The following is a 16,262-nucleotide window of genomic DNA, read 5'->3' as shown; positions in this document are numbered from 1 at the left end:
AACTCCAAGGATCACACCACGTTGGTCGCGGCGGTCAAGGCCGCGGGACTTGTCGAGACATTGAAGGGGAAAGGGCCTTTCACCGTCTTTGCGCCAACCAATGCCGCTTTCGCAAAGCTGCCTGCCGGCACAGTCGACACGCTGCTCAAGCCTGAGAACAAGGCGATGCTGACCAAGATCCTGACCTATCATGTGGTCGCCGGTCGCATGACCGCGAAGGATATTGCTGCCAAGGCGAAGATGAATGGCGGCAAAGCCATGCTGAAAACTGTGGAAGGCGAGAGCCTGACTGCCTGGGAGAAGGGCGGCGCCTGGTATCTCACCGATGCCAAGGGCGGCATGGCCAAAATCACCATCGCCAACGTCATGCAATCCAATGGCGTTATTCATGTGGTCGATACGGTGCTGATGCCCTGACCCGATCGATCGCAACTATTGGATTGCAGAAGACCGCCGATCTCTCCTGATCGGCGGTCTTCACTTTGTTCCGATATCCAGCCCTTCGATTTGGGCCGTCCCCAGGGTTGAAAGATTGTGCGCCTAAGGCTGCCCGTAGGTCTGGCCGGCGATCTGGCACAATCCTGGGCGGTCACGCATGATGATATGGCTACGATTGCTGGAAATCAGCCGTTGCCCTTCCATGATGTGAAGTGCATCGGTCACGCTGGCTCGGCGGACCATGAGCATTTCGGCCATATCCTGATGTGTGATGAAGAGATCGTCGCCATTTGCGCGGTCATGATGCATCAGGATCAGGCGCGCGAGCCGCCTTTCGACCGGATCTGCCTTGCTGGACAGGATGGTCGCATGCATCTGCAGCATGACCAGGTGAATGGAGCGAAGCACGCTGGATCGCAATGTGCCGCGCTCCTGCATGCTCGAACTTATGGTCGCCATGGAAAGCCGCAACAGTGTCACGCCTTGTCCGCCGGCGCGGATATCATAGGGCGAGGTGCCATGCTCCATCAGAGCGGGCCAGCCAACGAAGCCTTCCCGCCCGACCAAGGCCGTCAAACAGGCTGCTTTCATGTTCGCATCAGCAGTCATGAGCAAAATGCCCCGCTCGGGAAAGTCGACATACTCAATTTTTGATTGTGCCGGCTGGATCAGGGATCGCGCTGCAAATGTGACACGAATGAAATGACGGCTGATGCTGGCATAGTCCGGCGGCAACAGCGATCGCAGAAAGAGATTTGCGTTCTGTTTTTGGATGCCTGCGACCAAGAGCGCCTCTCAATCTACGATGATCAAACTCGCAGATACGCTCTTTATGCGCGATCGGATGCGACCTTGTACGCTGCCGTACCCAGATAATTTTTCTCGGCCAAAAAAAGGAACTGCGCGATCCACAATCAGCTTTGCCCGCCGATGACGCGCGCTCTGCGCTTCACGACCATCAGGCAGCGGAGGATCAAGGGATGACCGATGATATTCTGGCAATCGAGGCATTGGAACGGCGGGCGACGCGGCGCGAAGAGAGGCGCGACTTCTTCCGGACCCTGGGGGCAATGGCAGCATTTGGCAGCGCCGGATTTGCGGCAAGCAGCCAGTCGGCCATGGCACAGAGCGCGCCGTCGGATGGCGACATACTGAACTTCGCCCTGAACCTCGAATATCTTGAGGCGAATTTCTATTCCTACGCGGTATTCGGTACTCCGATCGACACAAAATATACGAGCGGCAGCGGCAATGCCGGAACGGCGACGGGCGGACGGAAGGTCAACTTCACCGACCCGGTCGTCGCGCAATATGCCAAGGAAATCGCCCAGGATGAAATCGCGCATGTCGATTTCCTCCGCAAGAATCTGGGCACAGCAGTCGTGGCCCAGCCTGCGATCGATGTCGGCACGGATCCCAATGGCGCCTTCTCCTCAGCCGCGCGTGCCGCAGGCCTAATCAGCGGTGGCGGTAGCTTCGATCCCTATTCCAGCGACGAGAATTTCCTGCTCGGCGCCTTCATCTTTGAGGATGTCGGTGTCACGGCCTACAAGGGCGCGGCACCGCTGATCACCAGCAAGACCTATCTGGAAGCCGCCGCCGGCATCCTAGCAGTCGAAGCCTATCATGCGGGGCTGGTGCGAACCTCGCTCTATCGCAAGGGCATCGCCACGCCTGCGCTGATCGACGCGACCGAGGCCATTTCCAAGGCGCGCGACAGCCTCGACGGCTCCAGCGATCTGGACCAAGGCATCGCCAATATCGGCGATGCATCGAACATCGTGCCGCTCGATTCCAACGGCCTCGCCTACAGCCGGACCACCGGGCAGGTCCTCAACATTGCCTATCTCACCAACATGGCGACGGCCCGGGGCGGCTTTTTCCCCAACGGCGTCAACGGCAGCATCAACATGAGCGCGGCGAACTGAGCCCCTTTCCCACGGAGACATCCCATGAAAGACGATCTGATGCTCGAAGCCTTTGCCGCGCGCGCGCAGCGTCGCGATCAACGGCGCAATTTCCTGCGCATGGCGGGATCGGCGGCCGTCCTGGCCGCCGGCTCCAGCATGTTGTCCGCCTGCGACGATGACCATGCCACGACCACGCCAACTCCCACACCAACGCCGACTCCCACGCCAATGCCGAGCGTGACGGACGGCGATGTCCTGAACTTTGCCCTCAACCTCGAATATCTGGAGGCCCAATTCTATTATTTTGCGGCTTTCGGATCGGGCCTACCCAGCAACATATTGGGCGGCGCGGGCACACCAGGCGCGGTTACCGGCGGGCGGCAGGTCGCGTTCGTCGATCCGTTGATCGCCCGCTATGCGCGGGAAATCGCGGCCGACGAACGCGCGCATGTCGAGTTTCTGCGCTCGGCCATCGGCTCTACAGCGGTCGCCCAACCAGCGATCGACATCAGCGCAAGCGCAACCGGCGCCTTCTCCGCTGCAGCACAGGCGGCAGGCCTGATTTCCGCCGGCCAAAGCTTCGATCCGTATGCAAGCGACGAGAATTTCCTGCTCGGAGCCTTCATTTTCGAGGATGTGGGCGTCACCGCCTATAAGGGCGCATCGCCGCTCATCACCAACAAGACCTTCCTGGAGGCTGCCGCCGGTATCCTGGCGGCGGAAGCCTATCATGCCGGCCTGGTCAGAACGGTGCTTTATGGCAAGGGCGTGGATACGCCTTCGCTGCGGACATCGGCCGACAAGATATCGGACGCACGCGATAGTCTGGATGGCTCGGCAGACAAGGATCAGGGCATCAGCCCGAGCAGCGGCGCATCGAACATCGTTCCCACCGATGCCGATGGCATCGCCTACAGCCGCTCGACGGGTGAGGTGCTCAACATCGTCTATCTGACGAAGCTCGCCGCGCAGAAGGGTGGCTTCTTCCCCAACGGCCTCAACGGAACCCTCAACATGAGCACGGCTCAATAAGGAACCGTCTTTCGTTCAAAAAGAGAAAAGGGGAAGATTGATGACGCCGCCGCCACCCGCCGACATCGCATTACCGGTCACGGATATGCCGGATGTCAGGCCCAGCCTGCCCGGCTCCTATCGGACGGTCGCGGTGCCGCGGGCTGGCGGCAGCATCTGGAAGAAGATCGGCGCCTTTGCCGGCCCCGGCTATATTGTCGCCGTCGGCTATATGGACCCGGGCAACTGGGCGACCGACCTCGCCGGGGGTTCGGCCTTCGGCTACACGCTGCTGTCAGTCATCCTTCTCTCGAGCATCATGGCAATGGTGCTGCAATCGCTGGCGGCGAAACTCGGGATCGTCACCGGCATGGACCTGGCCCAGACCTGTCGCGCCGAATATAGCCCGCCGGTCCGGGCTGCGTTGTGGGTTCTGTGCGAACTGGCGATCATCGCCTGCGATCTGGCTGAAGTGGTGGGGACGGCCATCGCCCTACAACTGCTGTTCGGCATACCGCTGGTGATGGGCATATGCCTCACGGCAGCCGATGTGCTGCTGATCCTGTTCCTGCAACAGCGCGGATTCCGTCAGCTCGAGGCTTTGATCATTGCGCTCCTGATCGTCATCGCAGGCTGTTTCACGGTCGAGCTGCTGCTTTCCCGCCCGGACATTGCGGCTATCGGCGCGGGCCTTGTGCCGAGCGCTAGCATCGTCACCAACCCGGCTATGCTCTACATCGCCATCGGCATCATCGGTGCTACCGTGATGCCGCATAATCTCTACCTCCACTCTGCGATCGTTCAGACCCGCAGTTTCGAGCGGAACGAGGCAGGCAAGCGCGAAGCCGTCACGTTCGCAACGATCGACAGCACGATTGCGCTGATGCTGGCAATGTTCGTCAATGGCGCGATCCTCATTCTGGCCGCCTCTACTTTTCATGTGGCTGGCATGACGGGTGTGGCTGAGATTCAGGATGCCCATCGCTTGCTCGCCCCGGTCCTCGGTGCGGGGATCGCGAGCACATTATTTGCGGTCGCGCTGTTGGCGTCAGGTCAGAACTCGACGATCACCGCTACGCTTGCCGGACAGATCGTGATGGAAGGTTTCGTCAACCTGCATGTGCCCGCTTGGGCGCGTCGGCTCGTCACTCGAATGCTCGCGATCATCCCAGCCGTGATCGTCGCAGCGTTTTACGGCTCCGAAGGGACAACCCGATTGCTGGTCCTCAGTCAGGTCGTGCTCAGCCTGCAATTGCCCTTTGCGGTCGTGCCGCTGGTCAAGTTCACGAGCGATCCCAAGTTGATGGGGGTGTTCGCCAATCCGCTTTGGCTGAAGCGCGCGGCATGGGCGATCTCGGCTCTCATAATCGGCCTCAACATCAAGCTTCTGTTCGACTTCTGCTTTTGAAGGGAGGATGCAAAAATGAGGAAAATGCCCAGACGGTCCCGACTGCTCTGCATGACCTTTATCGCAACGGCTACTGGCCTGCTTCTGAACGCGATCATAATCGATAATGCAGCTTTGCCGTTCGCAATTGCCATGATGTCTGCGACGCTGATCTATGAACTTGCCTGCCGCTTGGCGATGCGCGTGGAAGCGGGAGGCGGTCGCACGCTGCCTTCCGGAGGCTGGAAGACAAACGAGCCGGGCGTCAGCATGTCCAGCGTGCATCCAGGAAATTCATGGGCAGAAAGGAACCGCTCGGCAAAGGTCACATAGCCAGTGGCGGCGATGAAGCGGGTGAAGGCCGCGTTGGTGACGGGCGTCTCGTCTATCCAGAAATCGCCGACCGTGACCGTACGGACGGGCGCCTTCTCCGGATAGAAATCCTCCGATCCCATGCGAAAGGAGCCACCACGCACCAGACGCATGTCGGCCAGCTTGCCGCCGCGTGACTTTCCCTTCCGCTTGCCCTGCCTAACCGCGCTGGTCATCACGCCATCCTCCGCCCCGCTATCCGCCAACGACGGATTTGGGCGGGTTGCGCATCATCTGCTCGATATCGAACATCTTCATCGCGGGCGTATAGGTCCCTTTCAGCGTGGCGGCCAGATAGAGGCCCGCGCGCGAGAGATACTCATGATCGGTTGCCGCTGCGGCCTCTATCACGGGCAGCACCGCACGCGACGGCTCCCCGACATAGGTGAGCGCGTTGAGGGCTTGAAGCCGGACCTGCCAGACCTGACCGTCCCCCGCCAGCGCGCCGAGCAACTCGACAGCCTCGCCGCTGGACCAGAGTGTCGCGACCGCTTCGGCTGCGGCGATCCGGACCTGCGGCACCGGATCCGACCGCATGATGGCTTCGAGCGCAGCCCTGCTGTCCGCCCGCGGCACGCCATGGATCAGGAGACCGGTGGCCGCCCAGTAGCGGATGACAGCATTGGTGTTCGTCAGTTCGCGGACCAGCAGCGGCGCCCTGGCCGGATCGCGCCCAGCGGCCGCCCCAGCAACAGCGACAATTTGGCGAAGCGGATAGACCGCAACGGCGCGGCTTTCGACATAGCCCTCCCCGGCCATGCCCTCCGGAATGAAGCCATTGTCGTTGATGGCCAGCAGGTGATGGTCGAGCGCGCGGCGCAATTCGGCCGCCTTTGCGGAGGCTCCGGCATCGTCGATGCGGTTCGTCACCTGATCGGGATCGGTGGTGAGGTCAAACAGTTCCTCATGTGGCTTGGGCCGGAAAAAGCGGGCTTGGGTCTCGTTCAGCGTACCCGCCAGATAAGCGGCCTCCCACTCCTGATAGCCTTTCGCCAGCCACTCAAACGCCTGATGCTGTCCCCATGGCCGGTGCGGCATATAATGGCGGATGTAGCGCCAGCGGCCATCCGTCACCGTGCGGGTGAAATCATAGCGCTCGTCCATGCGGTTGCGCATGCCAAAAGCGTAGCGGGCAGGCGGGGACTTCCGCTGCCCCAGCAACGGGCGGCCGGTCATCTGCGCCGGTTGCCGCACGCCTGCTATCGCCAGCACGGTGGGCGCCAGATCAATGAAGCTGACCGGCGCATCAATGCTGCGCCCGGGAGCCGTTGGCGCGAGATGTCGCCATTTGGGCGGGACATGCACGACCAGCGCGCACCGATGTCCCTCGTCATAGCAATAGCGTTTCGAGCGGGGCAACACGCCGCCATTGTCAGAATAATAGAAGATGATCGTGTCGTCCGCGAGGCCATCGGCCTCCAGTTCCGCCAGCCGCGCGGCGATCTGGCCGTCCATCTTCTCCATCAGATTATAGTAGGTTGCATAATCCTGTCGGATGCCGGGCGTGTCGGGCAGATAGGGGGGCACGCGCACATCGGCGGGCCTGACTGCGCCCGGAACGGAACCGAAGACGCGGGATTCATGCGTCGTCTCGTGATTGAACACCGCCATGAACGGCTGCCCGGCTGGAGCCTGCCGCCAGTGGGCGGCCTTACCCTGCCGGTCCCAGATGGCGGCGGGCTGCACATCGCAATTATAGTCGGTCTTGGCGTTGTTGGTGCAGAAATAGCCCGCCGAGCGGAGCAGTTCGGGATAGGTCCTGAACTCCTTGGGGAAATGGGCTACCGCCCGCATGTGGTTCGCGGGCGCGCAGCTTTCGGGATAGACGCCGGCCAGGATCGCGAAGCGCGAGGGGGCACAGACCGGCGCGTTGGAATAGGCATTGCAGAACAGCGTGCCGCCCTTCGCCAGTCGGTCGATGGTCGGAGTATGTGCGAGCTTGTCGCCATAGGAACCGATGAACGGGTTGTTATCCTCGCTCACCAGCCAAAGGATATTGGGACGCTTTGCAGCGCCCCCTTCCGCCGCCGCAACCTTTGCGGCGAGTCCGAGCGCTGCACTGCTCCCGATTAGCGTTCGACGGGTGATGGCCATATCCTGTCTCCTCAAAAGCGGATCGAGGCGCTCGCCCCGACATAGCGGCTCGCGGCCTTGGGCACATTGGCGTAAAGATCGACCAGCGTAAGATTGGCGGGGTTAAGGTTCGCACTGCTCATCGACGTGTAACAATTCTGGTCGAACAGGTTCTTCACAAAGGCGCTCAGGCTGTAGCGGCCATCGGCGGTGCGCAAGCCTGCCGTCAGGTCGACGATGGCATAGCCGTCCTGCACCAGGAGCGGATCCTGTTCGACCGCAAAGATCTGGTCGCTCTGGAACGTCAGGTCGGTCTGGAGGAACCCAATGAGGGCATCGCCCAGTTCCTGCTCGAGCCGTGGGCTGAGCGAGATGCGCCATTTGGGCGAGGCGGGAAGCTGCCCACCGCGTACATCCTGCACCGGGCCGCTCGTGACCGTCGCACCCGCGCCGTTGAGATATTGATAGCGATAGCAGGCGTTGACCGGGCGAGCACCGCCCAGCGCGACCGTCGGGGCCGCCGTCTGGAACTGTACCGGACAGTTGAGACCATCGGCGTCGATGCTGGCGTCTGTATAGCTCACCGCACCCGTCAGGCTGAAATGCCGCGACGGGCGCACTGTCGCCTCGACCTCGACGCCCTTTGTGCGCGAGGAACCGGCATTAGTCTGCACGAACTGAATAGTGTTCAGCACTGGGTCTGAGCGGTTCGCCTGGATCTGGAGATTGGTATAGTCCGCCAGGAACGCCGCGACGGCAAAGGACAATGTGCCATCGGCGGTGCGTCCTTTGAAGCCGACCTCATAGGCGTCGACATGCTCGGGCAGCACGGGACTCTGGTTCGCGAAGTCTGCGCCGCTCTCCGTATCGAAGCCCAGCCCCTTATAGCCGCGCGTGTAGCTGGCATAGGCCTGCGCATTGCGGCTGAACTCATATTGCACACCTGCCTTGCCAGTGACAGCGGTGTCATTGGCCGTCCGCGCGGCATAGGCAGACGCCGCCCCGCCGAAGTTACCGTCGCCCGCGATGATGGGACCGGTGCGCTGGCCGCCGACCGTCACCTTCTCATATTGCACGCGCAGGCCGCCGATCAGCTTGAGGCCGCCGACGATCGTCCATTCCGCCTGACCGAAACCAGAGATATTAAAGGAATCCAGCTGCGCAAAATGGGCGAGCGACTGGTAGGCGGACGGCGTGCAGGGCTGGCCGAATGTTCCCGTGGCGCAGATCGCCCGGCGGCGGGAGAAGGCCCGATCGATATGCAGGTCCGAATAATAGGCCCCCACGACATAGGTGAGGCGTCCCCCCCCATTGGAGGCCGCGCGAACCTCTTGGCTGAACTGCTCGATACCGGTCGTGCCATAGTTGAAGTCGAACTGCCCGGCCCCGCCCGCCGTCACGAAGATCGGCCAGGCGCTGCCCAGCCGGTCCGGCTCGAAATTATTGGCGATGTCGTATCTCTGGTATGCCGTGACCGAGGTCAGCCTCACCCCGCCCAGATCGAGATTGCCTTCGAGCGACACAGTGGTCTGTTTGCTGTCGGCGAAGGTCGCACCATTGTTCCACGACTGGCGGTTGTTACGCGCCGCGCCCGTGTTGCCGATGAGCTGGGCGCGCTGCGGATTGCCGATGCTGACCAGCACGCCCTGGCAGCAGTCGGCGTTATTCTTGCGATAATCGGCGGCAAGCAGCAGGTTCAGCCGGTCAGTTGCATCCCATTCCAGCTTGCCGCGCACGCCCCAGCTATCGAAGCCATTCTCCTTGCGCCCGGTGAACATGTTGGAGATGTGGCCCCCGACGTCATTATAATAGCCTGTCACGCGGGCCCGCAGGCTGTCGGTAATCGGGCCGGAAACCGAGCCACTGGCGCGATACTCGTCGCCCTCCGCAATGGTCGCGCTGCCCCGCCCCTCGAAAGTTCTGGAAGGACGCGCCGTGACGACATTGATGACGCCCGCGCTGGCATTCTTGCCGAACAGCGTGCCCTGCGGTCCGCGCAGCACCTCTACCCGCTCGATATCGGCGAAGTCCGTGAAGCTCTGCACCTGCCGCGCCGCAACCACCCCATCGAGCACCACCGACACGGAGGCTTCCACGCCCTGATTGAACAGGGACGTGCCGACGCCGCGAATGCGAAAACTGCTGTTGGTGGGATTGTTGCCTTGCTGAAAGGTCAGCGATGGCACCGCCTGCACGAGATTGTTCGTGTCGAATATCTGCCGATTGGCCAGCGCATCGCCATTCAGCGCCGTCACCGCGAGCGGCACGTCCTGAAGGCGTTCGGCTCGCTTCTGCGCCGTGACAACGATGTCGCCGCCCTCCCCTCCCTCAGTCTGGGCATGCGCTGCCGTCATGATGATCAGGCTGGCAGTGCTGGTGAGCAGGCCGTTGCGCAGAACGCGCGCGATATTGAACATGAGACCCCCCTGAATACGGCGCCCCCTTCAGCCGCGCGGAGACGGCACCAAAGACAGGGACGCTCAAAGATGATGTGATCTGGATAGCCGTCGCCCCTGCGGGACATTCCGACACTGTCTGGCGTCGTCGCCTCGACACGCCGCAGCGGCCATGCCTGCCATCGGGCAGAAAATGGATCCTACGGTTGATCTCTACTTACTGGATCGTAATTAATTTGGTCAACGAACAAAATTGACGAGCCGACGATAGCTTAGCTTCGTGCGGGGGTCCCCGATGCATCCTCGCGATACAGGCCTTCAAGGGCTAAGGCGGCCGTCCCTTTGCGATAATCATCCTCTTCGAGAAGGCGGAGGTCGATCCGGGTTCGCGCGCGTATCGGGGAAAGTATCCGGCTGTCCACCGCCCGCCGGAAAGGCTCGGCGATGAGGCGAAGAAGGTCGGACCGTGCGCATGTAATCACCACGCGGCCCGGATCATTCTCGTTCACATGGTTCGATACGGCCGTGCCCAAAGCTTTTCCCGCCGTGTCGAACAGGCCCTGCACATCCGTTGCATCCGCCAGACGCACCGCTTCGTCAAAGAGCTGCTGGAGCCCGGCAGCTGAGGACGGGGAGAGGTTCCCTATCCGTGCGAATTCTGATGCGATCCCGCTGACGCTGGCATAGGTGGTCAGGCAGCCGCTGCTACCGCAATAACAGGGTCTTCCGCCTTCGAACGCGACCTTCACATGGGAAAATTCGCTGTTCATGCCATTGTAACCGACCTGCATCCGCCCCCCGGCATAACGCGACGCATTCATCCCGACCTCCAGCAGCGCAACAAGCGTGAAGTCGTCGAGCTGGCCTTCGGTTTCCGTTCCGAACCAATGTTCCGCCCGCGCAATCGCGGCGGCCCTGTTGTCGAGGCTGACAGGAATGCCGATGCGATCCGCGACGAGAGCGGCAAGGGGCAAATCATGCCGCACCCTGCTGGATGGCAGCCAATGGGCGATGCCATCGCGGTGATTGACGAGTCCGGGCAGAATGATTGCGGCATGGCGAACTAGCTCGCGCGGCACGACCCTTTCGGCAAGCATCGCCTCGAACGCGTCGACCATGAGGTGGGGCAGTGCCGCCATGTCATCCAATGGTCCGGTCGTCACCTCATGGGAATGGATCCTCGCCCCCTTCAGGTCGATGATATCGACCGTGGCGCGGCCATCCATCAGGGGAAAGAGGCTTATCGCATAGCCGGCCCCCGCATCGATGCTGAGATGCGTACGCGGACGACCACGCCCGCTAGCGGCGCTCCTTTCCTCTACGAGCAGGCCGCGCCGGACAAGCTCGGCGGCCAGTTCCGTCACCGTGGCCCTATTAAAGTCTAGCCGTTCGGCAAGCTGCACACGCGAAAGCGCGCCCTCACGACGAATGAGCTTCAGCGCCCGCAATTTGCTATAATCTGGATCGTTCAGATGCACATGAGCCTCAAGCCGATCCGTCCTAGTTTCCGCGCTTGAATATGTCGAGCGTGACGCGTTCGATCCTTATGGGCCGTTCAGCCGCGCGAATTCGACGTCCAGGTGCGGACCGGCAGCTAATCCGGCAGGTGTCGACCGACTCAAGCCGCTCTGGCATGGCAGCGATAACGTCAGGTTACGCCAGGACCTGTCATTCACAGATTCAACAGCAGCCGGGCGGCAACGGGCCCCCTTTAAGCCATTCGCCGGCTCATTCGGATTTCTCAAAAGCGTTGGGGTGGACGCCCCCTGACGGCATCGAAGTGCCATAGTGGAGGTGTTGAAGCACCACTTGCAGGAGGCGTCCATGGGTGAGGTTAGCACAGTCGGTATCGATCTGGCGAAGTCGGTTTTCCAAGTTCACGGCTCGGACTCGAGCGGGACTGTGATCTTCCGCAAGAAGATACGGCGTGATCAGATATTGGCGTTTTTCGCAGCACTGCCGCGATGCGTGGTGGCAATGGAGGCTTGTGCGAGCGCTCATTACTGGGCGCGCGAGATCGCTGCGGTGAAGCACGATACGAAGCTGATCCCGCCGGCTTACGTGAAGCCGTTCGTAAAGCGGCAGAAGAACGACATTGCCGACGCGGAGGCGATCTGCGAGGCGGCACAACGACCGACGATGCGGTTCGTGCAAGGCAAAAGCGCGGAGGCTCAGGCCTCAGCGGTGGTGTTTCGTACGCGCGACCTGCTCGTGCGCCAGCGCACCCAGTTGATCAACGCTTTGCGCGGGCATCTCACCGAGTTCGGCTACATCGTGCGCCAGGGTGTCGGGCACGTCGCCAAGCTCGTCGAGATCGTTGGCGATCCTACAACCGACGTGCCGTCCGAGGCGCGACCGGTGCTGGCCGTCATCGCGCAGAGCCTGCAAGCGCGGCAGTCGCAGATCACTCTTCTGGACCGCGAGATTGCAAGCCGGGCAAAGGCTGATCCCGTAGCAAAGCGGCTGATGACGATACCTGGTGTTGGCCCCGTGATTGCGACTGCGCTGGTAGCGCTGGCACCGGCGGCCAGCACGTTTCGACGCGGGCGCGACTTCGCGGCCTGGCTCGGGCTCGTGCCACGGCAGCACTCCAGCGGCGGCAAAGAGCGGCTAGGGCGTACGACGAAGATGGGTGAGCGCAGCCTGCGAAGGCTGCTGATCCTGGGCGCCAGCTCAACGACAAAGGTCGCAGCGCGAGACCCCGACAAGGCTGGGGCGTGGCTAGCCGGCATGCTCGCGCGCAAACCGCGCATGCTGGTCACCGTCGCAATGGCGAACAAGATGGCACGGATTGTCTGGGCGCTGATGGCGCATGGAGGATCCTACAGAGCTCCAGCTGCGGCGGTATGACCGCCAAGGCTTGAGGCGTCAGGGACGCAAGGAAGGTCAGTAGAGAGGTATGGCGCAACGGTCAGAAGACGGGGTCGGGATAACCAGTGAAATGTCCAAGCGCCTCGAGCGCGCAAAAGCGGTGTGGACCCGATCCGCGATCTCCATACAGGCCAGCAGCCGTGATGATGGCTGCATCAGTAGGCCGGACACACGGAAGCACCTGAACCTGCGCGAACAAATCTCTCAAACACCCCCTTGTATCCGACGGGGCGTTCTCTAATCGCGCCGCCTTCGTCAAGCCTTGCTGCATCTACTTCGCCCGGGTCACGGTTCTCTACGCGGTCGGCATCGGCCGCCGCAACATCTGGTCCGGTCCGGAAGCGCAGGTGCTGCAAGGTCCACAACGGGTTTGCGCTCGTGGCGCACCCAAGGCCCCATACCACGCAGTCACCTACACCCTCGCCCGAGGGCGACAGTAGCGTCCGGCACGTGCCGGACTAACTCGACGTATTAGGCCGATCGTTTGGCAGTAGACCAGCGGAATGCCTCTCCTGATCGCCAGATGCTGTGCAGGATGACGGAAAGTTTGCGAGCCAATGCGACGCGCGCTTTCCCCGGTCCGGCTCGTTGAGCAATGGCCTGAGCCCATTCACTCAGCTGTGACGCTCGCTTGACCCGATGCAGGATTACGATGGCGGCCTCGTACATCAGCGTACGCGCCAGACTGTCGCCGCATCGCGAAATCCGACCGCTACGATCGATGTCACCGGACTGGTATCGGCGCGGGGTTAAACCCAAGTGCGCTCCCACAGCACGGGATCGCGAGAACCGTTTTGGATCCTCGACAGTGCTCACGTAAACGAGCGACGACAAGGCGCCGATGCCAGGAACGCTCATCAACAAGCGGCAGGTTGGATCGGCGCGAACCTGACGCAGCACCGCTTTGTCGAACGTGGTGATCTGCTCGCCCACATGCCGCAATGTCGCAAGCAGCGGACGAACGACCATGCCGACTTCCTGGTCGCCCTGGATGAGCTCTTCGACGCGCCGATCGAAGCGTAGGCCGCGCCCTGATCCTGGCAGCATGCCGTAGGTCTTGAGGATGCCACGGATCATGTTGATGAGGCGCGTCCGCATGCCGACCAGCTGCGCTCTGGCACCCAGCAAAGATCTCGCCCGGTGAGCGTCTAGCGACTTTACATGCACAGGGCGGTACCACCCCGTGCGCATCACCTGAGCCAAGCCTTCCGCGTCGTTTTGATCTGTCTTGTTGAGCCGCATCTGCAGAGCGGCCTTCACTCGCCGTGCGTCTAGGCAATCCACGTTTAGGCCGGCTTGGCGCAGACCATGTACAAGCCACGGTGTCATGGCCCCAGTCTCGATGCCAATCCTCGCGTCCGCGCCGGCGTGACGTTTGAGCTGTGAGGCCAGAACATGCGGGTCACTGGCGCAGGTACCACGCCACTGGCGCTGCCCTCGCTCATTCACCACGTAGATAGCCGTCGACTTCTGAGAAACGTCTAGTCCCACCTACATCATTGGAGCTCTCCGATCATGCTCGCGTCACCGGGACAGTCACCCGGATCGCGGCACATTATCATCAGCTCGACTCAGACCGCGATTACCCGAGGTCCACACACGGTCATTCGACTGGGATCAGCGCCCTATCGGACAAGGGAAAAGCGGACGATTATGTAGAGGCGTTGTCCGTCCGGCTCCAGTTCATCACCCCAAGCATAAGCGGCGCCATCCAGCCCCCGCGCGCGGCAACGCAGAAAAATGTTCCTGATCGGGAATGAATGCGGCGGCGGAAAATTGATAGCAGCGTGATATTTCCGATTGGGAACATGGATAGTCATTGTCTCGACAAGATTGTTTCGTTTGCGATGGCAACAATATCGTCCAATTTTCTTGCGTGCTCATTTTTCCGCGCAGGAGTTCAGAATCGGCGTCATCACTTTCACATGCGCGTCGATACGCTCGAGCACCTTCGCAGGGACGACGGCGCGCTCCGGCAGATGCCACCAATGCTCGTTGACGCGAGCCACCGTCTCCACAACGGCTTGGAGAACCGCCGGCTCGGGCAGCCTTGCTCGGTTCGCGAAGGATTTCCAGCGCGGTGCCGACAGCGCCTTGAACAACCGTTCGCCACCAAGCGACAGAGCCATGCTGTCTGTGGGAATGTAAGGAATGGTCGATAATACGTCATAGATCGGCGCGAGCGCGGGCGCACTACCGTCTTCACGATAGATCAGCGACCAGTTCTTCAGGTGCATGTCGCCATTGCCGGTCACCACCGCCAGCGCGAGCCGGCGTACAAACTCGAGCGCGGCGGCAGGGGATACGGCCGCGTTCACCGCGGCGGCCACATCATGATAGGCCGCCCCCTCATATTTGCGGGAGGGATAGACGCCAAACACCTGGGCGAAGTCCTCGATGTGGATCCTCTTACCCTGCCTGCCACGGTCAAAACGCCTGATGAGAAGAACCTTGCCTTCCGACAGCGTGTCGAAATCCTCCGGTATTCCCTCAAAATCGGATTTCTCGACCAGTTCGCGCTCGGGCACGTCCATGCCGATCGCGGCCGCCAAGGCGAGATTGGCAAACTCGTTCTCGGACACGCCAGGAAATGCCGTGGATGGAAACTTCCCGATATATTGCCCCTGGTCGTCATCGAGCGGAAGCGTCAGGCCGCCCCCCTCGCCGGTGTTCTTCATCACAGACAGCTTCATCTGCACGCCCGCGAGTGAAAAACGCGCCTTCGGCTTTCCCTTTGCACTGTCCTGCAACGTTACTTTCGTGCCGTCACTCGGGAGGACCCGGACGGCTCCCGGCAGATCCGCGCCGAGCGCCACCAACAGGTCGAAATCATTGCCCGGACGGACGGCATCTGCATGATGCTTTTCCATCGCCTCGCGCAGCTTGTCTTCTGGTAGCAGGTTCGCGAAGAAGGCCGGCAATGCCCCGCTCACCGGCTTGGGATCCTTGCGCAAGCCCCCGATGGCGGCGCGGAAGGAAAGGCTGAGGATCGGCACACCGCCGGTCGCCCGATACGCCTCGTCAAAGCTGAATGCATTGAAATCGCCCGGCGTCCTGACGATCACGCCGACCTTCAGCGCATTCAGAAACACGTCCAGGGACTGGATCGCCTGAGGCGCGTGAGAAGTCTGAGCCATGAGGTCCGCTTTCAATCAGGCTGTGAAACAAAGGCGGGCAAATCGTCGTCCTCATGCGGACGCATCAACGCCCGGACGACCGGGACCATCGCTTGCGGCACCAGCATCATCTCCAGCCCGAGCGCACGGGAGACATTCATGAGCGTCGTGGCGCGCGCTGCAGCAACGCCCGTTTCAATATCGCGATAGCGTGGACGGGAAATGCCAGCCAGATCAGCCACCTGCTCTTGCGTCAGTCCGGCGGCCAGCCTCGCCCGCCGCAGGAGGTCGCCAAGTTCGCGCACGGTTTCGGATATAGCATCCACGGTGATCCCTATACGTTTCACAATGAAATCACATGAAGCGTCTACATATCTTTCTTCCCTGCCGTGTCAAATTGAATGATCTCTTTTCATATCATTTTAGGCGATAGAGATATGTAAACGTATCACAGCTTGGATATCGTCTGCCTGTTCGCCCTCGACGGTGCGGGAGACGCTGAGGTGCGCAGCGGTTGCGGTGCTGGAGGCGGCGCTTTACCGCACCGCGGGCACCAAGACTGGCCATCGCCGCTATCCCGAACCGGACTGGGCGGCGATCCACCGCGAGTTGAAGCGCAAGCATTTGACGCTGCAGATCGTGTGGGACCAATATATCGCGCAGCACGCGGAAGGCTATCCGGCGTGCG

General features: G+C 61.5%; 13 protein-coding genes and 1 pseudogene. 6 read left to right on the top strand and 8 right to left on the bottom strand.

Going from position 1 to position 16,262, the window contains the following annotated elements; genetic code table 11:
- Window positions 1-417 (top strand): fasciclin domain-containing protein (locus JQK15_RS21505; protein ID WP_214867710.1); only part of this gene is annotated, 417 nt, incomplete at its 5' end.
- Window positions 418-540: 123 nt separating this feature from the next.
- Here JQK15_RS21505 and JQK15_RS21500 read toward each other — a convergent pair.
- Window positions 541-1,224: a Crp/Fnr family transcriptional regulator gene (locus JQK15_RS21500; protein WP_214867708.1), complete on the bottom strand. Its 684-nt coding sequence runs from the start codon at window positions 1,222-1,224 to the stop codon at window positions 541-543.
- Between the two features lie 194 nt (window positions 1,225-1,418).
- Between JQK15_RS21500 and JQK15_RS21495 the strand changes: the two genes are divergently transcribed.
- Genes JQK15_RS21495 through JQK15_RS21485 form a run of 3 tightly spaced genes read left to right on the top strand, consistent with a single transcriptional unit; the run spans window position 1,419 to window position 4,767 of the window.
- Window positions 1,419-2,366 carry a ferritin-like domain-containing protein gene (locus JQK15_RS21495; RefSeq protein WP_214867706.1) on the top strand — a complete coding sequence of 316 codons (948 nt, stop codon included), beginning with the start codon at window positions 1,419-1,421 and terminating at the stop codon, window positions 2,364-2,366.
- Window positions 2,367-2,390: 24 nt separating this feature from the next.
- Window positions 2,391-3,380 carry a ferritin-like domain-containing protein gene (locus JQK15_RS21490; RefSeq protein WP_214867703.1) on the top strand — a complete coding sequence of 330 codons (990 nt, stop codon included), beginning with the start codon at window positions 2,391-2,393 and terminating at the stop codon, window positions 3,378-3,380.
- A 40-nt stretch (window positions 3,381-3,420) separates the two neighbouring features.
- On the top strand, window positions 3,421-4,767 hold the full coding sequence (locus JQK15_RS21485; protein ID WP_214867701.1) for an Nramp family divalent metal transporter: 1,347 nt from the start codon (window positions 3,421-3,423) through the stop codon (window positions 4,765-4,767).
- Between the two features lie 152 nt (window positions 4,768-4,919).
- Here the strand turns inward: JQK15_RS21485 and JQK15_RS27545 are convergent, their stop codons facing one another.
- The 4 genes from JQK15_RS27545 to JQK15_RS21465 form a co-directional block, all read right to left on the bottom strand.
- The gene (locus JQK15_RS27545; protein WP_353047245.1) at window positions 4,920-5,294 is read right to left on the bottom strand and encodes an SUMF1/EgtB/PvdO family nonheme iron enzyme; all 375 of its coding nucleotides are present in this window, start codon (window positions 5,292-5,294) and stop codon (window positions 4,920-4,922) included.
- A gap of 19 nt (window positions 5,295-5,313) precedes the next feature.
- A complete protein-coding gene (locus tag JQK15_RS21475) occupies window positions 5,314-7,212 on the bottom strand; it encodes a sulfatase-like hydrolase/transferase (RefSeq protein WP_214867699.1) in 1,899 nt (632 codons plus the stop codon).
- Window positions 7,213-7,223: 11 nt separating this feature from the next.
- Window positions 7,224-9,608: a TonB-dependent receptor gene (locus JQK15_RS21470; RefSeq protein ID WP_251007936.1), complete on the bottom strand. Its 2,385-nt coding sequence runs from the start codon at window positions 9,606-9,608 to the stop codon at window positions 7,224-7,226.
- A gap of 251 nt (window positions 9,609-9,859) precedes the next feature.
- Complete coding sequence (locus JQK15_RS21465) at window positions 9,860-11,065, bottom strand: ROK family transcriptional regulator (RefSeq protein ID WP_214867697.1); 1,206 nt, start codon at window positions 11,063-11,065, stop codon at window positions 9,860-9,862.
- Between the two features lie 346 nt (window positions 11,066-11,411).
- Between JQK15_RS21465 and JQK15_RS21460 the strand changes: the two genes are divergently transcribed.
- Entirely contained in the window at window positions 11,412-12,437 is a 1,026-nt protein-coding gene (locus JQK15_RS21460) for an IS110 family RNA-guided transposase (RefSeq protein WP_214867695.1), read from the top strand.
- A 492-nt stretch (window positions 12,438-12,929) separates the two neighbouring features.
- Here JQK15_RS21460 and JQK15_RS21455 read toward each other — a convergent pair whose 3' ends face one another.
- The 3 genes from JQK15_RS21455 to JQK15_RS21445 form a co-directional block, all read right to left on the bottom strand.
- Window positions 12,930-13,949, bottom strand: coding sequence for an IS110 family RNA-guided transposase (locus JQK15_RS21455; protein ID WP_214867692.1), 1,020 nt, complete (start codon window positions 13,947-13,949; stop codon window positions 12,930-12,932).
- 389 nt (window positions 13,950-14,338) lie between these two features.
- Window positions 14,339-15,595 carry a type II toxin-antitoxin system HipA family toxin gene (locus tag JQK15_RS21450; RefSeq protein ID WP_214867690.1) on the bottom strand — a complete coding sequence of 419 codons (1,257 nt, stop codon included), beginning with the start codon at window positions 15,593-15,595 and terminating at the stop codon, window positions 14,339-14,341.
- An 11-nt stretch (window positions 15,596-15,606) separates the two neighbouring features.
- On the bottom strand, window positions 15,607-15,900 hold the full coding sequence (locus JQK15_RS21445) for a helix-turn-helix domain-containing protein (RefSeq protein ID WP_214867687.1): 294 nt from the start codon (window positions 15,898-15,900) through the stop codon (window positions 15,607-15,609).
- A 148-nt stretch (window positions 15,901-16,048) separates the two neighbouring features.
- On the opposite strand from JQK15_RS21445, the pseudogene JQK15_RS21440 reads away from it, so the two are divergent.
- Window positions 16,049-16,252 (top strand): annotated as a pseudogene (locus JQK15_RS21440) (IS21 family transposase); the annotation flags it as partial.
- Window positions 16,253-16,262: the final 10 nt, after the last annotated feature.

Source organism: Sphingobium sp. BHU LFT2, assembly GCF_018604485.1.
GTDB classification, from domain to species: Bacteria; Pseudomonadota; Alphaproteobacteria; order Sphingomonadales; family Sphingomonadaceae; genus Sphingobium; species Sphingobium yanoikuyae_A.
This window is presented reverse-complemented; position numbering and strand designations above follow the sequence as displayed.

Bases quoted from the DNA above. Each gene is read 5' to 3' on its own strand.
- JQK15_RS21495 (WP_214867706.1), top strand. From the start codon at position 1,419: ATGACCGATGATATTCTGGCAATCGAGGCATTGGAACGGCGGGCGACG.
- JQK15_RS21490 (WP_214867703.1), top strand. From the start codon at position 2,391: ATGAAAGACGATCTGATGCTCGAAGCCTTTGCCGCGCGCGCGCAGCGT.
- JQK15_RS21485 (WP_214867701.1), top strand. From the start codon at position 3,421: ATGACGCCGCCGCCACCCGCCGACATCGCATTACCGGTCACGGATATG.
- JQK15_RS27545 (WP_353047245.1), bottom strand. From the start codon at position 5,294: ATGACCAGCGCGGTTAGGCAGGGCAAGCGGAAGGGAAAGTCACGCGGC.
- JQK15_RS21475 (WP_214867699.1), bottom strand. From the start codon at position 7,212: ATGGCCATCACCCGTCGAACGCTAATCGGGAGCAGTGCAGCGCTCGGA.
- JQK15_RS21470 (WP_251007936.1), bottom strand. From the start codon at position 9,608: ATGTTCAATATCGCGCGCGTTCTGCGCAACGGCCTGCTCACCAGCACT.
- JQK15_RS21460 (WP_214867695.1), top strand. From the start codon at position 11,412: ATGGGTGAGGTTAGCACAGTCGGTATCGATCTGGCGAAGTCGGTTTTC.
- JQK15_RS21450 (WP_214867690.1), bottom strand. From the start codon at position 15,595: ATGGCTCAGACTTCTCACGCGCCTCAGGCGATCCAGTCCCTGGACGTG.